Below are 17425 nucleotides of genomic sequence, written 5' to 3'. Positions count from 1 at the left end.
CCACCCATGCGGTTCTTTCTTATTGCCAAATCTGATCCATCCTAAAAACCATGATGAAAGCGGTAAACGACGAAACGACCAAGACCATGGGCCCCCATCTGGACAGTTCGGCAAACGCCCAGTAACCGGAGGCAAGAACAACGGCAATCGCGGTGAGGGCGTACCCAAAGAACAGGATCGGGTCGGTGCCAGTCTGAGTGGACCACATGGCGATCCCAATGATGAACTGCACAATCAGCAACAGCAACAGCCCCGCGGTGGTCAACACCAGCGGGGGAGAGGCATGACGGTTACGCAGCGCGGTCACGACCGACCACACGAAGATCACCGCGCATACGGCATACTGGAGAACTGTATAGATGAAGAGCACCGAACTATTTTAGAGCACCTACACTGGAAGTCTCATGCGCATCTATTTGGACTACGCGGCCACCTGCCCTATTCAACCGCAGGTTTTGGACGCATACGTTGAAGAACTTCGTCAGGTCGGCAACCCATCGGCCCTCCACGCATCCGGTCAGTCGGCCCGGATGCGCCTTGAAGCTGCCCGCGAACAACTCGCGCAGTGCGTGGGTGCGCAGTCAGCGGAAGTGGTGTTCACCTCGGGCGGTACAGAAGCCGACAACCTGGCACTCAAGGGACTCTTCTGGCAGGCCAACAAGGCACACCTCACCACCGGCGCCCCACACGAACGGCCAGTGGTTATGGTGTCGGCGATTGAACATTCGGCCATTTTGGAAACCGCGGAATGGCTCGAAACACAAGGCGCCACCATCATCACCCTGCCGGTCGACGAGCAGGGCGTGGTGCGGGTAGACGCAGCCCGTGAACTGCTCGAAACCCACGGCCCGCGCACCGCGGTGGTGTCGGTGATGTGGGCCAACAATGAAATCGGCGTGCTCCAGCCGGTCCCAGAAATCGCCCAGCTGGCCCACGCCCACGGTGCGCTCATGCACACCGACGCCGTGCAAGCGCTGGGCAACGTTGACCTGAACTTCAGCGAAGCCGGCGTGGACGCGATGACCGTGACCGCGCACAAACTGGGCGGTCCGGTGGGCATTGGCGCACTGATCCTCAAACGTGGCGTCAACGCGGTCCCCGTGCTGCACGGGGGCGGGCAGGAACGGTCCGTGCGCTCCGGGACTCTGGACGTTCCCGGTGCTGTTGCGTTCGCCACGGCCGCCCGCCTCGCGACGGAAGACCGCGACGAAAAGGTGCGTATCGCCCGCTTGCGTGACCGTCTGATCGCAGGCATTGAGGAACGGATTCCGGACGCTCAACTGACCGGCCCCCGAGGTGACGGCCGCCTCCCCGGCAACGCCCACTTTGTGTTCCCCGGCTGCGAGGGCGACACGTTGTTGTTCGGCTTGGACATGGCGGGATTCGACACGGCTACAGGTTCGGCGTGTTCAGCGGGAGTAAATCGGCCCAGTCACGTGTTGTTAGCTTTGGGGCGTAGCGAGGACAACGCGCGTTCGTCCCAGCGGTTCACCCTGGGGCCAGGCACCACTGAGGAACATATTGACGCGCTGTTGGACGTATTGCCCGAGGTCGTTGAAAACGCCCGCAAGGCGGGCATGGTGTCTGCGACACCGGCGTGGATGAGTACACATACAGAAGGGACTGAAACTTCGTGAAGATTTTGGCTGCCATGTCAGGTGGGGTTGACTCCGCCGTGGCTGCTGCCCGTGCGGTCGACGCCGGCCACGAGGTGGTGGGCGTACACCTGGCGCTGTCCAGAATGCCTGGCACCATGCGCACAGGTTCCCGAGGTTGTTGCACGATTGAGGACTCCCGTGACGCTCACCGTGTCGCGGGGATGTTGGGCATCCCGTTTTATGTGTGGGATTTCTCGGAACGGTTCAAAGAAGACATTGTCGATGACTTCATTGCGGAGTACTCGCAGGGACGAACCCCTAACCCGTGCATGCGTTGCAATGAACGCATTAAGTTCGCGGCTTTGCTCGACCGCGCGTTGGCCTTGGGCTTCGACGCCGTTGCAACGGGTCACTATGCGGAAATCGTGTACGACCAGGACGGTCACCCGGAGTTGCATCGTGGCGTGGACATGAACAAGGACCAGAGCTACGTGTTGGGTGTGCTTACGGAAGATCAGCTGCGCCACTGCTATTTCCCTATTGGCGCATCTGCATCTAAAGCGGATGTGCGCGCGGAAGCTTCTGAGCGCGGGTTCCCCGTGGCCAACAAGCCAGACTCGTATGACATTTGTTTCATCCCAGACGGGGACACCAAAGCGTGGTTGGCTGACAAGATCCCTATGCGCCCAGGCCTTATCAAAGATCAAGAAGGCAACGCGCTGGGTGAGCATGACGGGGCTATGACGTTCACGATTGGCCAGCGCAAAGGACTTGCGCTCGAACGTCCAGCGGCTGATGGCAAGCCCCGCTATGTGGTGGACATTGACGCTAAGAACAACACCGTCACGGTGGGTGGACGCGAAGCCTTGTCGGTTGATCGGCTCGAAGGTATCCGCGCCACGTGGTGTGGCCAGCCAGCGCAGAACATGGGCGACTCAGAAGACACCGCACTGGACTGCGAAGTGCAGATTCGCGCCCACGCCGAACCCGTTCCCGCCCGCGTATGGCTGGGAGACGTGGTTACGCAGGCGCCGGAGTCCGAATACAACGTGCCCACACCTCGGCCGGCGGGGCAGACCCTCCACGTTGCGGTGAAGGAACCGCTTTCTGGCGTGGCACCCGGGCAGACCATGGTGATCTATGAAGGCACCCGCGTTCTGGGACAGGCCACGATCGACCGGGCAAACCGGGTGGCATAATCGCGTGCCTCATGACACTGAACTTTTAGCGACCGGTTGGGGCGCGTGGCCGGGCGAAGACCCGCGAAAGGGCGCCTCGGTAGCGTTCAGCGAACTCGCTGCCGGCTACCCGCCAGTTCCGTACCCAAGCACCCTAGAGGTGGGTGGGACACGGTGGGCGTGTGACCTGCTGGGTTTCGCAGTGACCCTGTGCGATGGCCTGCCGGTAGACCTCACTTCGTACGGGTGGCGGCTGGCTAAGGGCACGGGCCGGGATGAGTCCCGCGCTCGCTCCCGCCGGGCCCGCGCCATAGAAGCGGCCGAAGAATACGGTGCCGGTTTTGACGGCCGCATGATGCTCACGGTGCCTGGCCCGTGGACGTTAGTGCGGAACCTGTCCACACCGGACGGGAACCGGGTGCTGGGCGATTCGGGTGCTCGCCGCGATGTCATCCAGTCCTATGCTTTTGGCCTGGCTGACTACATGAGCGCACTGGCACGTGCGCTTGGCCAGGCTCCGCGCATCATGGTTGTTGAACGCGCACTGGATCCGATCCTCACCGGCACCGTACCAACGGTTTCCGGGTACCGATCATTACCCGCATTGCCTGACCAGTTCGTCACCGCCGCGCTGGGTTCGTTCCTCAAGCGCGCAGGCGACGACCCGCTCCTTGCGCTCCCGGCGCTGGGCAGCGTGGCGATCGCCGGGAAGAGGATCCCGCACCTCCAGTTGGCGCGTGAAGCGGGGGCAAGCGGTGTTGTGGTTCCGCTGCCGGGCGCGGACCCACGCCGGTGGGAAAATCTCGCCGAGGCGGTAGATACCGGCGCCGAGGTGTGGCTCAGTCTGCCCGGTTCGGCTGGGGAGCAGCCTGACCGGGTGAAGCGGTGGGTGGACACGATTCGTGAACCGTGGCTTCGAACCGGAATGAGTAGCGTGTCCTTGGCTAAGCTTGGGATTGTGGCCGGTTACGGGTTCCCCACAGACATTCCGCCGCTCCTCCCGCAGGAGGCGACGGATACGAACGGGCGAGGTGGATATGCGCTCGCTGCCCGGTTGAGTGAGGCACTCAAGGAGATCGAATGACACAGACAGACATTTCGCGTGTGTTTTCCGCAGACCCAGCTGAGCTTGAACCGGCTGAACGCCAAAAGCTAGCCGTGGAACTTGCCGCTCAGATTGAAGAGCACCGCGAAGCTTATTACGTTCACGACGCCCCCAAGATCTCCGATAAAGAGTTCGACGAGCTGGTTCACGCACTCGAGGACCTAGAGAGCGCATATCCTGAGCTCGCCAGGGACGATTCACCCACCCAAAAAGTGGGTGGCTATGCGGACACAGAAGCATTTGCGCCCGTGCAACACGTGGCACGCATGTACTCCCTGGAAGACGTCTTCAGCGTTGAAGAACTCGACCAGTGGTTTGAACGCGTCGCAAAGTCAGTTCCGGCCGGTACACCGTTCCTAAGCGAAGTGAAGATCGACGGCCTGGCGTGCAATCTGCTCTACGAAAACGGCCAGTTGGTGCGTGCCGCAACCCGAGGCGACGGGTACACCGGTGAAGACATCACCGCAAACGTGCGCACCATTGAGGACATTCCAACCACGCTCAACGCCACGAACCCACCAGCGCGGGTTGAGATCCGCGGTGAAGTGTTCTTCCCCAGCGACAAGTTCGCCGACCTCAACGCAAGCCTTGTCGAACAGGGAAAACCACCGTTCGCCAACCCGCGCAACGCTGCAGCTGGATCCCTGCGCCAAAAGGACCCCAACATCACCGCCCAACGACCACTGCACATGCTGGTCCACGGGATCGCCGCGTGGCAGTCGGGTGATGCGGGTGCGCAGGAACCCACACAGCAGTCCCAGGTGTATGACCTGCTGCGTGACTGGGGCATGCCCATTAGCCCGTACTACCGGGTCTGCACCACCCAAGATGATGTCCACGCCTACATCACCGAGTTCGGCGAACGTCGCCACGAACTCTTGCACGAAATTGACGGGATCGTGGTCAAGGTCGACAACATCGCCCTGCAGGAAGAGCTTGGTTACACATCACGGGCACCGCGCTGGGCGTGCGCGTACAAGTACCCACCGGAAGAGGTCACCACCAAACTGCTCGACATTCGGGTTCAAGTGGGCCGCACCGGCCGCGTCACGCCTTTTGCCGTCATGGAACCCGTTCTGGTTGCTGGCTCCACGGTTTCCCGCGCCACGTTGCACAACGCCCATGAAGTGAAACGCAAAGGTGTGTTGATCGGTGACGACGTGGTGATTCGGAAAGCCGGTGACGTCATTCCCGAGGTGTTGGGCCCGGTGACTGCCAACCGCGACGGATCTGAACGCGCCTTTGTCATGCCCACGCACTGCCCGGACTGTGGGGCGGAACTGTATGAGCAGAAGGAAGGTGACAAGGACCTTCGGTGCCCAAACTCGGAAACCTGCCCCGCACAGGTTGCTAACCGCTTGGCGTATCTCGCTTCACGTGCAGCCCTGGACATTGAGTTGCTGGGTGAAGAAGCCTCCCTCGCGCTGACCCAGCCGCTTGGGGAACCCCCGTTGAAGTCGGAAGCCGGGCTTTTCGACCTCACTGTGGACGACCTCGGCGAGGTTGAAATTGAGCGCGAAGTGAACAAGAACGGTGTGCCCACCGGCGAAATTGAGCGCGTTAAGTACTTCTTCACCAAGGAAGAGCTGTACGCGTCCGGTGAGAAAAAGGGCCAGGTGAAGAAGCCGTCACAGCCGCGGGCCAACACGCTGGCGATGCTTGACGAGATTGAGAAGGCCAAAGGCCAGCCGTTGTGGAGGGTGCTGGTTGCGCTGTCCATTAGGCACGTGGGGCCCACAGCGGCACGAGACATCGCGGCGCACTTCCGTTCCATGGACGCGGTACGCAACGCTACCGTTGAGGACCTTCTGGAAGTCGAAGGTGTGGGTGAGACGATCGCGCAGAGTGTGGTCGACTGGTTTGCCCAAGAGTGGCACGCGCGCATTGTCGACTCGTGGGCCAAAGCCGGGGTGCGCATGGCCGACGAACCAGCGGAAGAATCCACACAACCGCAAACGCTTGAAGGGCTCACGATCGTTGCGACCGGTTCGCTCGAGAACTTCACGCGTGACGGGATTAAGGAAGCGATCGTGGGTGCGGGCGGAAAAGCATCGAGCTCCGTGTCCAAGAAAACCGACTACGTTGTTGCAGGTGAAAACGCCGGGTCCAAGCTCACCAAGGCACAAGACCTGGGAGTTCCCGTGCTCAACGAAGAACAGTTCCAGCAGTTGTTGGCCACCGGCGAGGCGCCATAAGCTGGCGCCGGTGACCGCCGCCTTGGGCCAGCCCGCCACATTGGGCCAGCCCAGCGCGACCAAACCACACACATAAGAGAAGACACGAACCATGACCCACCAACGCTTTGCGCGACTCAAACTCATCCTGGGCGATGAAGGCCTAGAAAAACTCGCAGGTGCCACCGTGATGGTGACGGGACTCGGGGGAGTGGGGTCCAGCTGCGCGGAGGCCCTAGCGCGAGGCGGCGTGGGGACCCTCATTCTTATTGACCGTGATGTCATTGAGGAAAGCAACATCAACCGGCAAGCCCTGGCGTTCGTGTCCACGGTCGGGAAAGTCAAAGCCCAGGTCATGGAAGCGATGGTCGCCGACATCAACCCGGACTGCACCACCTACGCCCGCAACGTGTCCCTCAACCGGGAAAACCTGAGTGAGGTTTTTGCGAAGCTGCCTCGCCCGGATTACGTCATCGACTGTATCGACGATGTCACCGGGAAGATCGAAATCGCGCAGTGGTGCGCAGAAAACCGTATCCACCTGGTGTCCTCAATGGGTGGCGGAAACAAACTGGACCCGTCGTACCTGAAGTTCGCAAAAGTTAACAAAACCCAGTACTGCCCGCTGGCAAAAGTGATCCGCCAGGTGTGTATTCGCCGCCGGATCCGCGGGCTGGAAGTTCTGTACTCGTCAGAAGTGCCCGTCCACATTGAGGACAAAGGCAGCGGCACCAAGGCTGAAACCGTGGGCACCATGAGTTACTTCCCGCCCATCATGGGGCAAATGTTGGCAGGGAAAGTGATCCGCCGGCTGGTTGGCCTCGAAGAAACCCCGCTCGCCCCGCGCATCGGCGGACCGGCAGATGCCAGCCAACCGCCAACGGAGTCATGACCACCCTGCTCGACACCCACTACCACTACGACTTCCTCCCGCCCCAAGCACGGACCGTGTTCCTGAATGAAATTGCCGAGGCGGGCGTGGAGGTCGTGGCGCAGACGCTCACCCCGTCTGGCTTTCTCGCGCTTGAGTCGGAAGAGAAACGCAGGGTCGAAGCCAGTAGTTCCGGTAGCCCCAGTAGCCCGCGGTTGTCCGTGGGTTTTCACCCGTGGAATATCGGGCGGGACTACCAACGCGAACTGGACATTTTTGCCCATGCGCTCACGCGGACCCGGTTTGTGGGGGAAGTGGGGTTGGATTATTTTCCGCGTCGCCTTCAGCAGGTGCGCGCTGAAACCCAGGCCGAGGTGTTCCGCAGTATTCTGGACATCCTCAGCTCCCAACGGACGGACGGCCCGTACGTCTTATCGATCCACGCTGTCCGCAGCGCGAGCCAGGTGTGTGACGCGCTGGAGGCGACGGACACCTCGGGCATGGTGCCCATCTTCCACCGCTTTGGCGGCTCCAGCGACGAACTCACCCGCCTCATTAAGCAAGGCTGCTACATTTCCGTCAATCCGGCGATGCTCGCCACTAAACGCGGACGCACCTACGTCACGCAAGTTCCCGCAGACAGACTGTTGTTAGAAACCGACCTGCCTGAGCGCACAGAAGCCGGGGACGACCTCGGGAAGAATCACGCACGGGAACTCATCGAAACGCTGAACGCCACGGTGAACACGCTGGCCACCTTGCGACACCAGGACCCGGACGAACTCGCATCCCACATCAAGCGCACTGCTCAACAGCTGTACGGAGCGCGACCCGCACACAGTTAGTACTACACTGATCAACGAAGTTGACGCACATATCAGAAGGGGTGACGATGACGGAGAAATCCGCAATCACACTCGAACAGGTGGAACACCTGGCGAACCTGGCGCGCATCTCCATGAGCCAGGAAGAACTCGAACAAGTTTCCAGTGATTTGGGACAGATCCTTTCAAGCGTGGCAAAGGTGTCGGAAGTGGCAACAGACGACATTCCCGCCACCAGTCACCCCATTCCTCTCACCAACGTCATGCGCCCTGACACCGTGGCCGACCAGCTCACAGCAGAGCAGGCTCTGTCCGGTGCGCCGGCGGACGAAGACAACAAGTTCCTGGTTCCGCAGATCTTGGGGGAGGACTAAACAATGACTGACCTGACCCGCAAGACCGCGACGGAACTGGCACAGGGCCTGCGCGCAGGCGACTTCACCTCCACCGAGGTCACACGCGCGCACCTGGACCGCATCGAATCGGTTGAACCCACCATCAACGCGTTCATCACCACAACGGCTGATGCGGCGTTGGCGACGGCCGCTGACGTGGACCGTAAGCGCGCGGCAGGGGAGACCCTGCACCCGTTCGCCGGTGTGCCTGTTGCGCTCAAAGACCTGGTGGTGACCCAAGGGATCCGCACCACAGCCGCTTCCAAGATGCTGGAAAACTGGGTACCACCCTATGACGCCACCGTGTACCAGAAGGTGCAGGAAGCTGGGCTTCCGTTGCTGGGTAAGACCAACCTCGACGAATTCGCCATGGGTGCCACAACGGAACACTCGGCGTTTGGCAACACCACGAACCCGTGGGACACCACACGCACACCGGGCGGGTCCTCGGGAGGTGCGGCCGCCTCGGTCGCGGCATTTGAAGCCCCGCTGTCGGTAGGAACCGATACGGGTGGGTCCATCCGTCAGCCGGCAGCGTTCAACGGCCTGGTGGGAGTCAAGCCCACGTACGGTTCGGTTTCCCGGTACGGGATCATCGCGATGGCCAGCTCGCTTGACCAGGTGGGGCCGTTGGCTCGCACGGTCGAAGACGCTGCTGCCTTGCACCAGATCCTGGCTGGGCACGACCGCCACGACTCCACATCGCTCACCGACGAAGTCCCCGACTTCACCGCAGCCGCTCACGCGGGCGCGCAAGAGGGGCTCAAGGGCAAGAAGCTGGGCGTTATCCGCCAGCTTCAGGGCGAAGGTTGGGACGCCGGTGTGATCGCGCGGTTCAACGAAGCGCTCGAACTGGCGCAGAAGGCCGGGGCGGAAATCGTTGAGGTGGACATTCCGTCCATCGGGTACGCGGTTGAGGCGTACTACCTCATCATGCCGTCCGAGGTGTCATCGAACTTGGCGCGTTATGACGGTATGCGTTATGGGTTGCGGGTTGAACCGTCGGAAGGTCCGGTCACCGCTGAAACCGTGATGGCAGCCACGCGTGCAGCCGGGTTCGGTAAAGAAGTGAAGCGTCGTATTCTCTTGGGAACCTACGCGCTGTCCGCCGGGTACTACGACGCGTACTATGGTTCGGCGCAGAAGGTGCGCACGCTGGTGCAGCGCGACTTCACGGCCGCGTTCGACAAGGTCGACGTGCTCGTTTCGCCCACCGCGCCCACCACGGCCCTGCCGTTTGGAACCGAAAACGACGCCGACCCCATGGCCCTCTACATGGGTGACATTTCCACAATCCCAGCAAACCTCGCCGGAATCCCGGGAATGAGCCTGCCTTCGGGTCTGTCTGACGGCCTACCTACCGGATTGCAACTGCTGGCACCTGCCCGTGAAGACGCCCGCCTGTACACAGTCGGAGGGGCGTTCGAAGCGGAACTCAACGGACACCTCGGCGGCCCTATCCTGGACCAGATTCCTCAGCTCTAAGGACACGAATTGAAGTACGAAGACGCAATTAAGAAGTACGACCCAGTTCTTGGAATCGAAGTCCACGTGGAACTGGGAACCGTGACAAAAATGTTTGACGCCGCCCCCAATACCTTTGGTGGCGGGCCCAACGAGAACACCACGCCGGTGTCGCTCGGTTTGCCGGGTGCGTTGCCGGTGGTGAACGAGACGGGTGTGGAATACGCAATTAAGATCGGGCTGGCGCTGGGGTGCCAGATCGCTGAAACGTGCCGGTTTGCGCGCAAGAACTACTTCTACCCTGACCTGGCGAAGAACTTCCAGACTTCGCAGTATGACGAGCCGATCGCATTTGACGGCGCGTTGGAAGTCGAGCTGGAAGACGGTCAGCTGGTGACGGTTGACATTGAGCGCGCGCACATGGAAGAAGATGCGGGGAAGAACACGCACGTGGGTGGGTCTTCAGGCCGCATCCAGGGTGCGGACTATTCGCTCGTGGACTACAACCGTGCTGGGGTTCCCCTGGTTGAGATTGTCACCCGGCCTATTACGGGTACGGGGGAGCGGGCTCCCGAGGTTGCAGCCGCGTATGTGCGCACGTTGCGGGATATTTTTAAGGCCTTGGGTGTTTCGGAAGCACGCATGGAGCAAGGAAATGTGCGTGCGGACATCAACGTGTCGTTGCGTGAAAGTCCGGACGCTCCGTTGGGCACCAGGACTGAGACGAAGAATGTGAACTCGTTCAGGTCGATTGAGCGGGCCGTGAAGTTTGAGATCGCACGCCAGGCCACCATTTTGGAGGCGGGGGAGAAGGTGCTGCAGGAGACTCGGCACTTCCACGAAGACACGGGTGAAACGTCGTCTGGTCGTGTGAAGTCCGACGCTGACGACTACCGCTACTTCCCTGAACCTGATCTGGTGCCTGTCTCACCTGCCCGTGAGTGGGTGGAGCAGCTGCGTGAAGAGCTGCCGGAGCTGCCGGCCGCCAAGCGTCGCCGCCTCATTGGTGAGTGGGGATTCAGTGACTTGGAGATGCGTGACGTTGTCAACGCTGGTCTGCTCGAAGCGATTGAAGACACGGTGGCTGCAGGTGCTAAGCCCGGGGACGCCCGTAAGTGGTGGATGGGTGAGATTGCGCGCCAGGCGAAAGCTTCCGAGTCCGATGCTACGGAACTGGTGACGCCGGAACAGGTGGCAGAGCTTGCCGATCTGGTGAAGCAGGGCAAACTCAATGACAAGCTGGCGCGCAAAGTGCTGGAAGGCGTGATTGCCGGTGAAGGTAACCCAGCTGCTGTGATGGAAGCGCGCGGACTGGAGATCGTGGAAGACGATGGAGCGTTGGAAGCTGCCGTTGATCAGGCGATCGCTGACAACCCTGATGTGGTTGAGAAGATCAAGGGTGGCAAGATGCAGGCGATTGGTGCGCTCATGGGGCCCATTATGAAAGCCACACGTGGCCAAGCCGATGCAGGTAAAGCACGCGAGATGATCATGTCTAAGATTCAGTGACGAACGTTATGCCCCGCCCCAGTGGCGGGGCTTTTTTCGTTGAGTGAACGGTGAGTGCGGCGAGTGAAAACCGTCACCAAATAGGTTCGCGGGGCCTGTGTTTGCGGTGTTCTTTGTGCAGTGTGTTACCGGGGGGAGGTATAGAGGCCTAGCCGATTGTGTGAAACAATTGTGGCGCTTAATGAAGTGTGTGCATTGCATGAATGTCACCTCAACGGGCAATGATCGAACGGCCCATTGGTGTTGTTCAAACTTTCTAGGAAGGACTGAGGGATGGACTCCTCGAACAACAGATCAACGTGGAAGCGGTTAACGCGCTCGCGTATTGCCGGCTTGACGGCTATAGCACTTGCTGTTGGAACGTTTGGGGTTGTCCCCGGCCTGATGACCGATGACCATGCTTCCGTTGCCGCGGAGTACAAAGGTGGTCTCCGCGGAGCAGATGGCACGGGCGCTATTGAGAAGGACGCTCAGAAGGCGTCTGACCTCCCGGCAGGCACGTGTCTTGTTTCGAGTGGTGATTCTAGTGGATCCCAGGCGGGTTTTAGTTGGCAAAACCTGGAACCGAGCGCCACCAGCCCATCCAAAACTACGTGGGGCGTGAGCCTCGCATTTGATAACTCGCAGGACCGCACATTCGCGGACTGGAGCTTTAGTAACTCGGCAAACCTTGGCACCGTCTTGAACACTGGCACCGTTCCCTCGATGGGTGTCGGCACGGCTTTCCCTGTCAACCCGCCTCTTTCGGTTACTCACAAAGCCGACGAAAGCATCAAAATTGATGGGTCTCGTAGTCAGAGGAATTTGAATCTCTTCGCCAACATGACCGACGCTGAGGTCAAGCAGTATGCAGAAGCCGATAAGAATAACCCGGTGCGCTACGCCTGGAAGGGTGAATACTCCAAGGACGTTACAACCCAGAGCCTTCGGGCTACTGAGGGAGGCAGTACTCAGTTTCAGGCCTACGTGAACCCGTGGCCAAACGAAAACATCCAGTGCGCTCCCATCACGGTGTCGTGGGAGGACTTCGAAAAGCATGTGATCGTCGAAGGTGAAGAAACCAAGGTCGGCCACATCAATATCCCGGGCCTTTGGAACGGTGAGGCAGGCGATTCGCTCGATCGCATGGTCGTTGAGGCCTACGACGGTGAGCACAAGTTTATTGGTACCTCGAACACGCGGGCCTCTGGTGGGGAACAGCGACTTCGTGTCGATGAAAACGGTGACATTTACTTCAAATGGCCAAACTACCGTGGTACGGACCTGGCGACTGATAAGAACGTAAGTTTCTCGGTGCTCGCACTGCCACGTACTGTGGATCAACTCAAAGCTGCAGTCGAGCACGAAAACGGTGGTTTCGGCTTTGTGTCTGAAAGCTCCAATGCGCTTGACCGTTACAACAAGCCAAACGTCATCGACTCGAAGTCGTTCTCCCTGGACGACACGGACTACCACTCCCCGAAGTACGACAAGACCGAAGCCAAGATCATCTCTGGTGTGGAGAGCAAAACGGGTCCGCTTGCGACCGAACCACAGAAGGTGACCTTCAAGCAGGTCCCGGACCTGATCAAGGACCTGGCCAAGAAAAAGGGTGAGGGCGGCTTCGAGGCGAAGGTCGAGCTCGACGAGACTTATGTCTACGAGGGCTGGACTGTCGAGATGAACGATGACCACACTGTGACTGTCACGGCGCCAGAGAACCCGCGCCCAGGCACTTTTGCCCGCCCGAAAATCACAGTGGAGTACTCGAACGGATCAACTGACGTACTCGACCTACTCGTCGTCGTTGATCCGAACAACACGCAGGTCACTGACCTGGTGCGCCCAGGCCTTTCGAAGGGAAAGCTCAACGAAAACATCACCGCCCAGGTTGGCCTTAAGCCCATCATGAAGGGCCACAAGGCGGTCAACCCGGCAAAGTACGAAATTGATCCCGCCACTGTGCCCGACGGCTGGACCGTGACAGTCGATAACACCGGCAAGGTCACCGCGAAGGCTGACGACACGGTCGCACCGGGTACTGTCATCACCCCGTCGGTGAAGGCCACCTACCCGGACCAGACGACCGATGAGATCGAGGTCGAGTTCCAAGCCATCGTGGACATCAAGATCCCGACCTACGACACGGTGACCAACAAACCCAACGCACGCGTGAGCCTCAGGCCCACGATCCCTGAGCGTGGCTTGAGCGGCAACACAACCGACGAAGCCCCCAAGCGCTACACCTTCGAAGACGGCAAGACCGAGATGACGGTCACCGACGACAGTGGTACGTGGAACGTCAAAATCGACGAGAGCACCGGTGAGATCACCACGACTATCCCCAAGACTGCACCTGAGGGTTACATCCTGAATGTGCCGGTGCTCGCCCACTACGACAACGCTGACAAGCCGCAGCCGGTGAAGGGCACCGTCGTCGTACTGAAGGGCGATGTTGCACCGAAGTACGATATTCAGGTCACCGGTCCGAACCAAGCCGTGAACCACAACGTTACCGACGCTCCGAAGGGCTCGAAGTTTTCGTTCGGCAAGAACGAACACGGCTCTCCCATCACTGAGCAGGACGTAGACGGATGGAAGTACAAGATCGATCCGAACACCGGTGTCGTTACCTCCACCCCACCGGCAGACGCCAAGCCTGGTGACAAGAAGACCGTTACTGTGACGGTAGAAACGCCAAATGGTGAGCGTCCCGAGGTGCCCGTCACCACCGTGGTGAAGCTGTCGAACAACTGGGAAGCAGATCCGACATACCCTGAAGAGACGGTCTACCCGGGCGACACCGCAACATTGCCGGTGACGATCGATAAGCCGGACAACGTCAACGTAGCAAAGGACAACCCCTACAAGCTGGGCAAGATTCCTGCTGGCTGGAACGTCACTATTGACGACAATGGCCAGGTCACCGCAACCGCCCCAGTGGATGCGAAGCCAGGCGACCAGGTTAAGATTCCGGTGACTGTGACGTACGAGGACGGCTCTACGGATACCGCTTACGCCGTGGTGAACGTCGTCGACGTACCGAAGCGCGAAGTTCCGTTCGAGGTTGAGTACAAGTACGACGACACCATCCCTGCCGGCAAGTACGTGGTTGAGACCAAGGGCAAGCCTGGCTCAGAGAAGCAGAACAAGGATGGCACTTGGGAGCGCACCAAGGAGCCGGTCAACGAGGTCGTGCTCGTCGGCACCAAGCCTGCCGAGAGCGCCAAGGACGTGACGTGGACGGTTCCGATCCCGTACCCGACTGAGGTGCGTGAGAACTCGGACCTGAAGCCTGGTGAAACCAGGGTTGTTCAGGAAGGTGAGAACGGCGAGAAGAAGTTCACCGCCAAGTTCACCGCGAAGGGCGACAAAGCCGAGGTAGTCGAAGAAGAAACCACCAAGGAGCCTGTCAAGCGGATCGTCGAGTACGGCCCGGGCCTTGCCCCGAGCGAGCTTGTGACTAAGACAGAGAAGCCGATTCCGTTCGACACCGAGGTTGTCTTTGATGACACCCTGCCGGCCGGCGAAAAGGTCGTCGACCAGAAGGGTGAGCTGGGAACCGAGGTTGTGACCTCGACTCAGAAAATCAAGGACGGCAAGCCGGATGGCGAGCCGACCGTGACCACTGAGCGCACCAAGGAACCGACAACGGAGAAGATCCGCGTTGGTACCAAGACCACCGGTGAGATCAAGAACTCGGTCGAAGCTGAGGTTCCGTTCGGAGTGAAGGTCGAGTTCGACCCGAACCTGCCGGCTGGCACTTCGGAGACTGTGACCGAGGGTAAGCCTGGAAAGAAGACGATTACCGTTACTCAGAAGGTCACCAACTCCCAGCCGGACGGTAAAGCCACCGTCGAGGAAGAGGTCACTGAACAGCCGGTTGACCAGGTGATCAAGGTTGGTACCAAGCCGTCTGAGGCTTCCGAGAAGGTGACCTGGACTGCCCAGGTTCCGTTCGAGGTTGAGACCCGCCCGAACCCGGAGTTGAAGCCGGGTGAGATCAAGGTCGTCCAGAAGGGTGTACCTGGCGAGAAGACCTTCACGGCTGACTTCACTGCTAAGGGTGACCAGGCAACGGTTAAGCCTGAGGAGAAGCAGACGAAGGATCCGGTCAAGGAGATCATCGAATACGGTCCAGCTGCTGAGGACACCACTGTGGTGACCAAGGTTGACAAGCCGATTCCGTTCGAAACTGAGATCGTCTTCGACAACACCCTCAAGGAGGGCGAGCAGAAGGTTGATCAGCAGGGTCAGACTGGTACCGAGGTTGTAACCTCGACTCAGAAGATCAAGGACGGCAAGCCAGATGGCGAGCCAACCGTGACCACTGAGCGCACCAAGGAACCGACCAAGCAGATCATCCGTGTAGGTACCAAAACTGAAGGCACTCACACGACTGAGTACGAAAAGGACGTGCCGTTCGAGACCGAGATCATCTTCGACGAGAACCTGGAAGCCGGAAAGCAGGAAACTGTCCAGGAAGGCAAGCTGGGTAAGGACAAGGTGACCACGACTCAGACCATCGTGAACTCGGAGGTCACGGACACGAAGACCGAGACCAAGCGTGTGACCGATCCGGTCAAGAAGATCGTCAAGGTCGGTACTAAGGGCAAGCCTGCCTCTACGACTGTTGAGTGGACCGAGAACACGCCGTTTGAGGTCGAGGTGCGCGTCAATCCTGAGCTGAAGCCTGGTGAAACAAAGGTTGTCCAAGAGGGCAAGCAGGGTGAAGTGAAGCACACCGTCAAAGTGAATGCCGAAAACGGTGAGATCTCCAAGGACGAATCAACTGAAGAGATCAGCAAGCCAACTAAGCAGATCATCGAGGTTGGTCCTGCTACGGAGCACCAGACTGAGCTGACGGACAAGCACACGGAGAACACTGCGTACGACACGATCATCGAGTACGACCCGAACCTCGAGGTCGGAAAGGTCGTTGAGGACCAGGCCGGTGTCTACGGTGAAAAGGAAATCACCAAGACCTGGAAGCTCAAGAACGGCGAGCCAGTAGGTGATCCGGAAGTATCCGAGAAGGTTCTTAAGGATCCGCAGCCACGCAAGATCCGCGTGGGTGCCAAGTGCAACTGCGACAAGCCAACTGAGGAGCCTACGCCGGAACCAACTCAGGATCCGACGGATGAGCCAACCCAGGAGCCTTCGGAGACTCCGAGCGAGGAGCCAACCGAAGAGCCAACGGACGAACCGTCCGACAAGCCATCGGAAGAGCCTTCTGAGGAACCGTCAGAAACTCCAAGTGAGGAGCCGACGCCGGAACCAACTCAGGATCCGACGGATGAGCCATCCGAGCAGCCTTCGGAGACTCCGAGCGAGGAACCGACTGAAGAGCCAACGGATGAGCCTTCCGAAGAACCTGGTCCTGAGCCAACTGAAGAACCGTCTGACAAGCCGTCAGAGGAGCCTTCTGAGGAACCGTCAGAAACTCCAAGTGAGGAGCCGACGCCGGAACCAACTCAGGATCCGACGGATGAGCCATCCGAGCGGCCTTCGGAGACTCCGAGCGAGGAACCGACTGATAAGCCGTCAGACGAACCTTCGGAAGAGCCAACTGAGCAACCTTCAGACAAGCCGTCAGAAGAGCCTTCTGAGGAACCGTCAGAAACTCCAAGTGAGGAGCCGACGCCGGAACCAACTCAGGATCCGACGGACGAGCCTTCAGACAAGCCATCTGAAGCGCCAACGGACGAGCCTTCGGAAGAACCGTCAGACAAGCCTTCCGAACAGCCTTCGGAAGAACCAACTGAGCAGCCCTCGGACAAGCCCTCCGATGAGCCAACCCAGGAGCCTTCGGACAAGCCATCTGAAGCGCCGACGGATGAGCCTTCGGACAAGCCTTCCGAACAGCCTTCGGACGAACCGTCAGGCGAACCTGGTGAAACTGGTAAGCCTGGAGACTCGCCGTCAGACAAGCCAAACGATCCGGGCAAGCCTGGACAGCCTGGCGACGACTCCGACGGTCCCGGAACGCCTGGGGACTCCAGCAAGCCTGGTGACTCCGGCAAGACTGGTCCGCTCCCTCGAACCGGTGTCGAGGTGGCTATGGCAGTGGCCATGGGTCTGGGCATGATCGGTGCAGGTATTGCACTGACAGTGGCCAGCCGAAGGAACCGTCGTAGCTAACGGCTCTGACTGAGCGGGGTCGCGGCCTCGCACAGGCCCACAAAGTGAGTGGTGCGGCGCCAAATTTGGCCGGGCCCCACACGTTTTGGGGCGGGGGGGGGGCCCCGCCCCCCCCCCCCAGAGCCGGTAGGTAAGACGGGTGCGTAGGGGGGGCCCCGTCCGTGCTAAAACAGCACCCAAAATTCCC

Annotated in this window: 11 protein-coding genes; 10 read left to right on the top strand and 1 reads right to left on the bottom strand. The window is 59.9% G+C overall.

All coding sequences use genetic code 11. The features are described from left to right. Window positions 1-19: 19 nt before the first annotated feature. A complete protein-coding gene (locus MHX53_RS03650; RefSeq protein WP_239271319.1) occupies window positions 20-370 on the bottom strand; it encodes a hypothetical protein in 351 nt (116 codons plus the stop codon). 34 nt (window positions 371-404) lie between these two features. Between MHX53_RS03650 and MHX53_RS03645 the strand changes: the two genes are divergently transcribed. The 10 genes from MHX53_RS03645 to MHX53_RS03600 all read left to right on the top strand — a co-directional run bounded on the left by MHX53_RS03645 (window position 405) and on the right by MHX53_RS03600 (window position 17238). Beyond that, complete coding sequence (locus tag MHX53_RS03645) at window positions 405-1637, top strand: cysteine desulfurase family protein (RefSeq protein ID WP_239271318.1); 1233 nt, start codon at window positions 405-407, stop codon at window positions 1635-1637. After that, complete coding sequence (mnmA, locus tag MHX53_RS03640) at window positions 1634-2797, top strand: tRNA 2-thiouridine(34) synthase MnmA (protein ID WP_239271317.1); 1164 nt, start codon at window positions 1634-1636, stop codon at window positions 2795-2797. Before MHX53_RS03645 ends, mnmA begins: the two co-directional genes overlap by 4 nt. A 4-nt stretch (window positions 2798-2801) precedes the next feature. Further along, window positions 2802-3860, top strand: a complete 1059-nt coding sequence (locus MHX53_RS03635) for a hypothetical protein (RefSeq protein WP_239271316.1) — start codon at window positions 2802-2804, stop codon at window positions 3858-3860. Further along, the gene (gene ligA / locus MHX53_RS03630) at window positions 3857-6076 is read left to right on the top strand and encodes an NAD-dependent DNA ligase LigA (RefSeq protein WP_239271315.1); all 2220 of its coding nucleotides are present in this window, start codon (window positions 3857-3859) and stop codon (window positions 6074-6076) included. Before MHX53_RS03635 ends, ligA begins: the two co-directional genes overlap by 4 nt. A gap of 91 nt (window positions 6077-6167) precedes the next feature. Beyond that, the gene (locus MHX53_RS03625) at window positions 6168-6947 is read left to right on the top strand and encodes a tRNA threonylcarbamoyladenosine dehydratase (protein WP_239271314.1); all 780 of its coding nucleotides are present in this window, start codon (window positions 6168-6170) and stop codon (window positions 6945-6947) included. Then, the gene (locus tag MHX53_RS03620; RefSeq protein ID WP_239271313.1) at window positions 6944-7771 is read left to right on the top strand and encodes a TatD family hydrolase; all 828 of its coding nucleotides are present in this window, start codon (window positions 6944-6946) and stop codon (window positions 7769-7771) included. Before MHX53_RS03625 ends, MHX53_RS03620 begins: the two co-directional genes overlap by 4 nt. Window positions 7772-7818: 47 nt before the next feature. Further along, window positions 7819-8124 (top strand): Asp-tRNA(Asn)/Glu-tRNA(Gln) amidotransferase subunit GatC, encoded by a 306-nt coding sequence (gatC, locus tag MHX53_RS03615; RefSeq protein WP_239271312.1) that lies wholly within the window; start codon window positions 7819-7821, stop codon window positions 8122-8124. 3 nt (window positions 8125-8127) lie between these two features. After that, window positions 8128-9630, top strand: a complete 1503-nt coding sequence (gene gatA, locus MHX53_RS03610) for an Asp-tRNA(Asn)/Glu-tRNA(Gln) amidotransferase subunit GatA (RefSeq protein WP_239271311.1) — start codon at window positions 8128-8130, stop codon at window positions 9628-9630. A gap of 9 nt (window positions 9631-9639) precedes the next feature. After that, entirely contained in the window at window positions 9640-11118 is a 1479-nt protein-coding gene (gene gatB / locus MHX53_RS03605; protein ID WP_239271310.1) for an Asp-tRNA(Asn)/Glu-tRNA(Gln) amidotransferase subunit GatB, read from the top strand. Between the two features lie 273 nt (window positions 11119-11391). Beyond that, on the top strand, window positions 11392-17238 hold the full coding sequence (locus MHX53_RS03600) for a G5 domain-containing protein (RefSeq protein WP_239271309.1): 5847 nt from the start codon (window positions 11392-11394) through the stop codon (window positions 17236-17238). Window positions 17239-17425: the final 187 nt, after the last annotated feature.

It is taken from the genome of Brevibacterium sp. ACRRH (assembly GCF_022346365.1).
Taxonomy (GTDB): Bacteria; Actinomycetota; Actinomycetes; order Actinomycetales; family Brevibacteriaceae; genus Brevibacterium; species Brevibacterium paucivorans.
The sequence above is the reverse complement of the archived record's forward strand: the minus strand, read 5'-3'. Positions and strand labels throughout refer to the sequence as shown.

Coding starts and splice junctions, on each gene's coding strand:
- MHX53_RS03625 (WP_239271314.1), top strand. CDS start 6,168: ATGACCCACCAACGCTTTGCGCGACTCAAACTCATCCTGGGCGATGAA.
- ligA (WP_239271315.1), top strand. CDS start 3,857: ATGACACAGACAGACATTTCGCGTGTGTTTTCCGCAGACCCAGCTGAG.
- MHX53_RS03645 (WP_239271318.1), top strand. CDS start 405: ATGCGCATCTATTTGGACTACGCGGCCACCTGCCCTATTCAACCGCAG.
- MHX53_RS03600 (WP_239271309.1), top strand. CDS start 11,392: ATGGACTCCTCGAACAACAGATCAACGTGGAAGCGGTTAACGCGCTCG.
- MHX53_RS03620 (WP_239271313.1), top strand. CDS start 6,944: ATGACCACCCTGCTCGACACCCACTACCACTACGACTTCCTCCCGCCC.
- gatC (WP_239271312.1), top strand. CDS start 7,819: ATGACGGAGAAATCCGCAATCACACTCGAACAGGTGGAACACCTGGCG.
- gatA (WP_239271311.1), top strand. CDS start 8,128: ATGACTGACCTGACCCGCAAGACCGCGACGGAACTGGCACAGGGCCTG.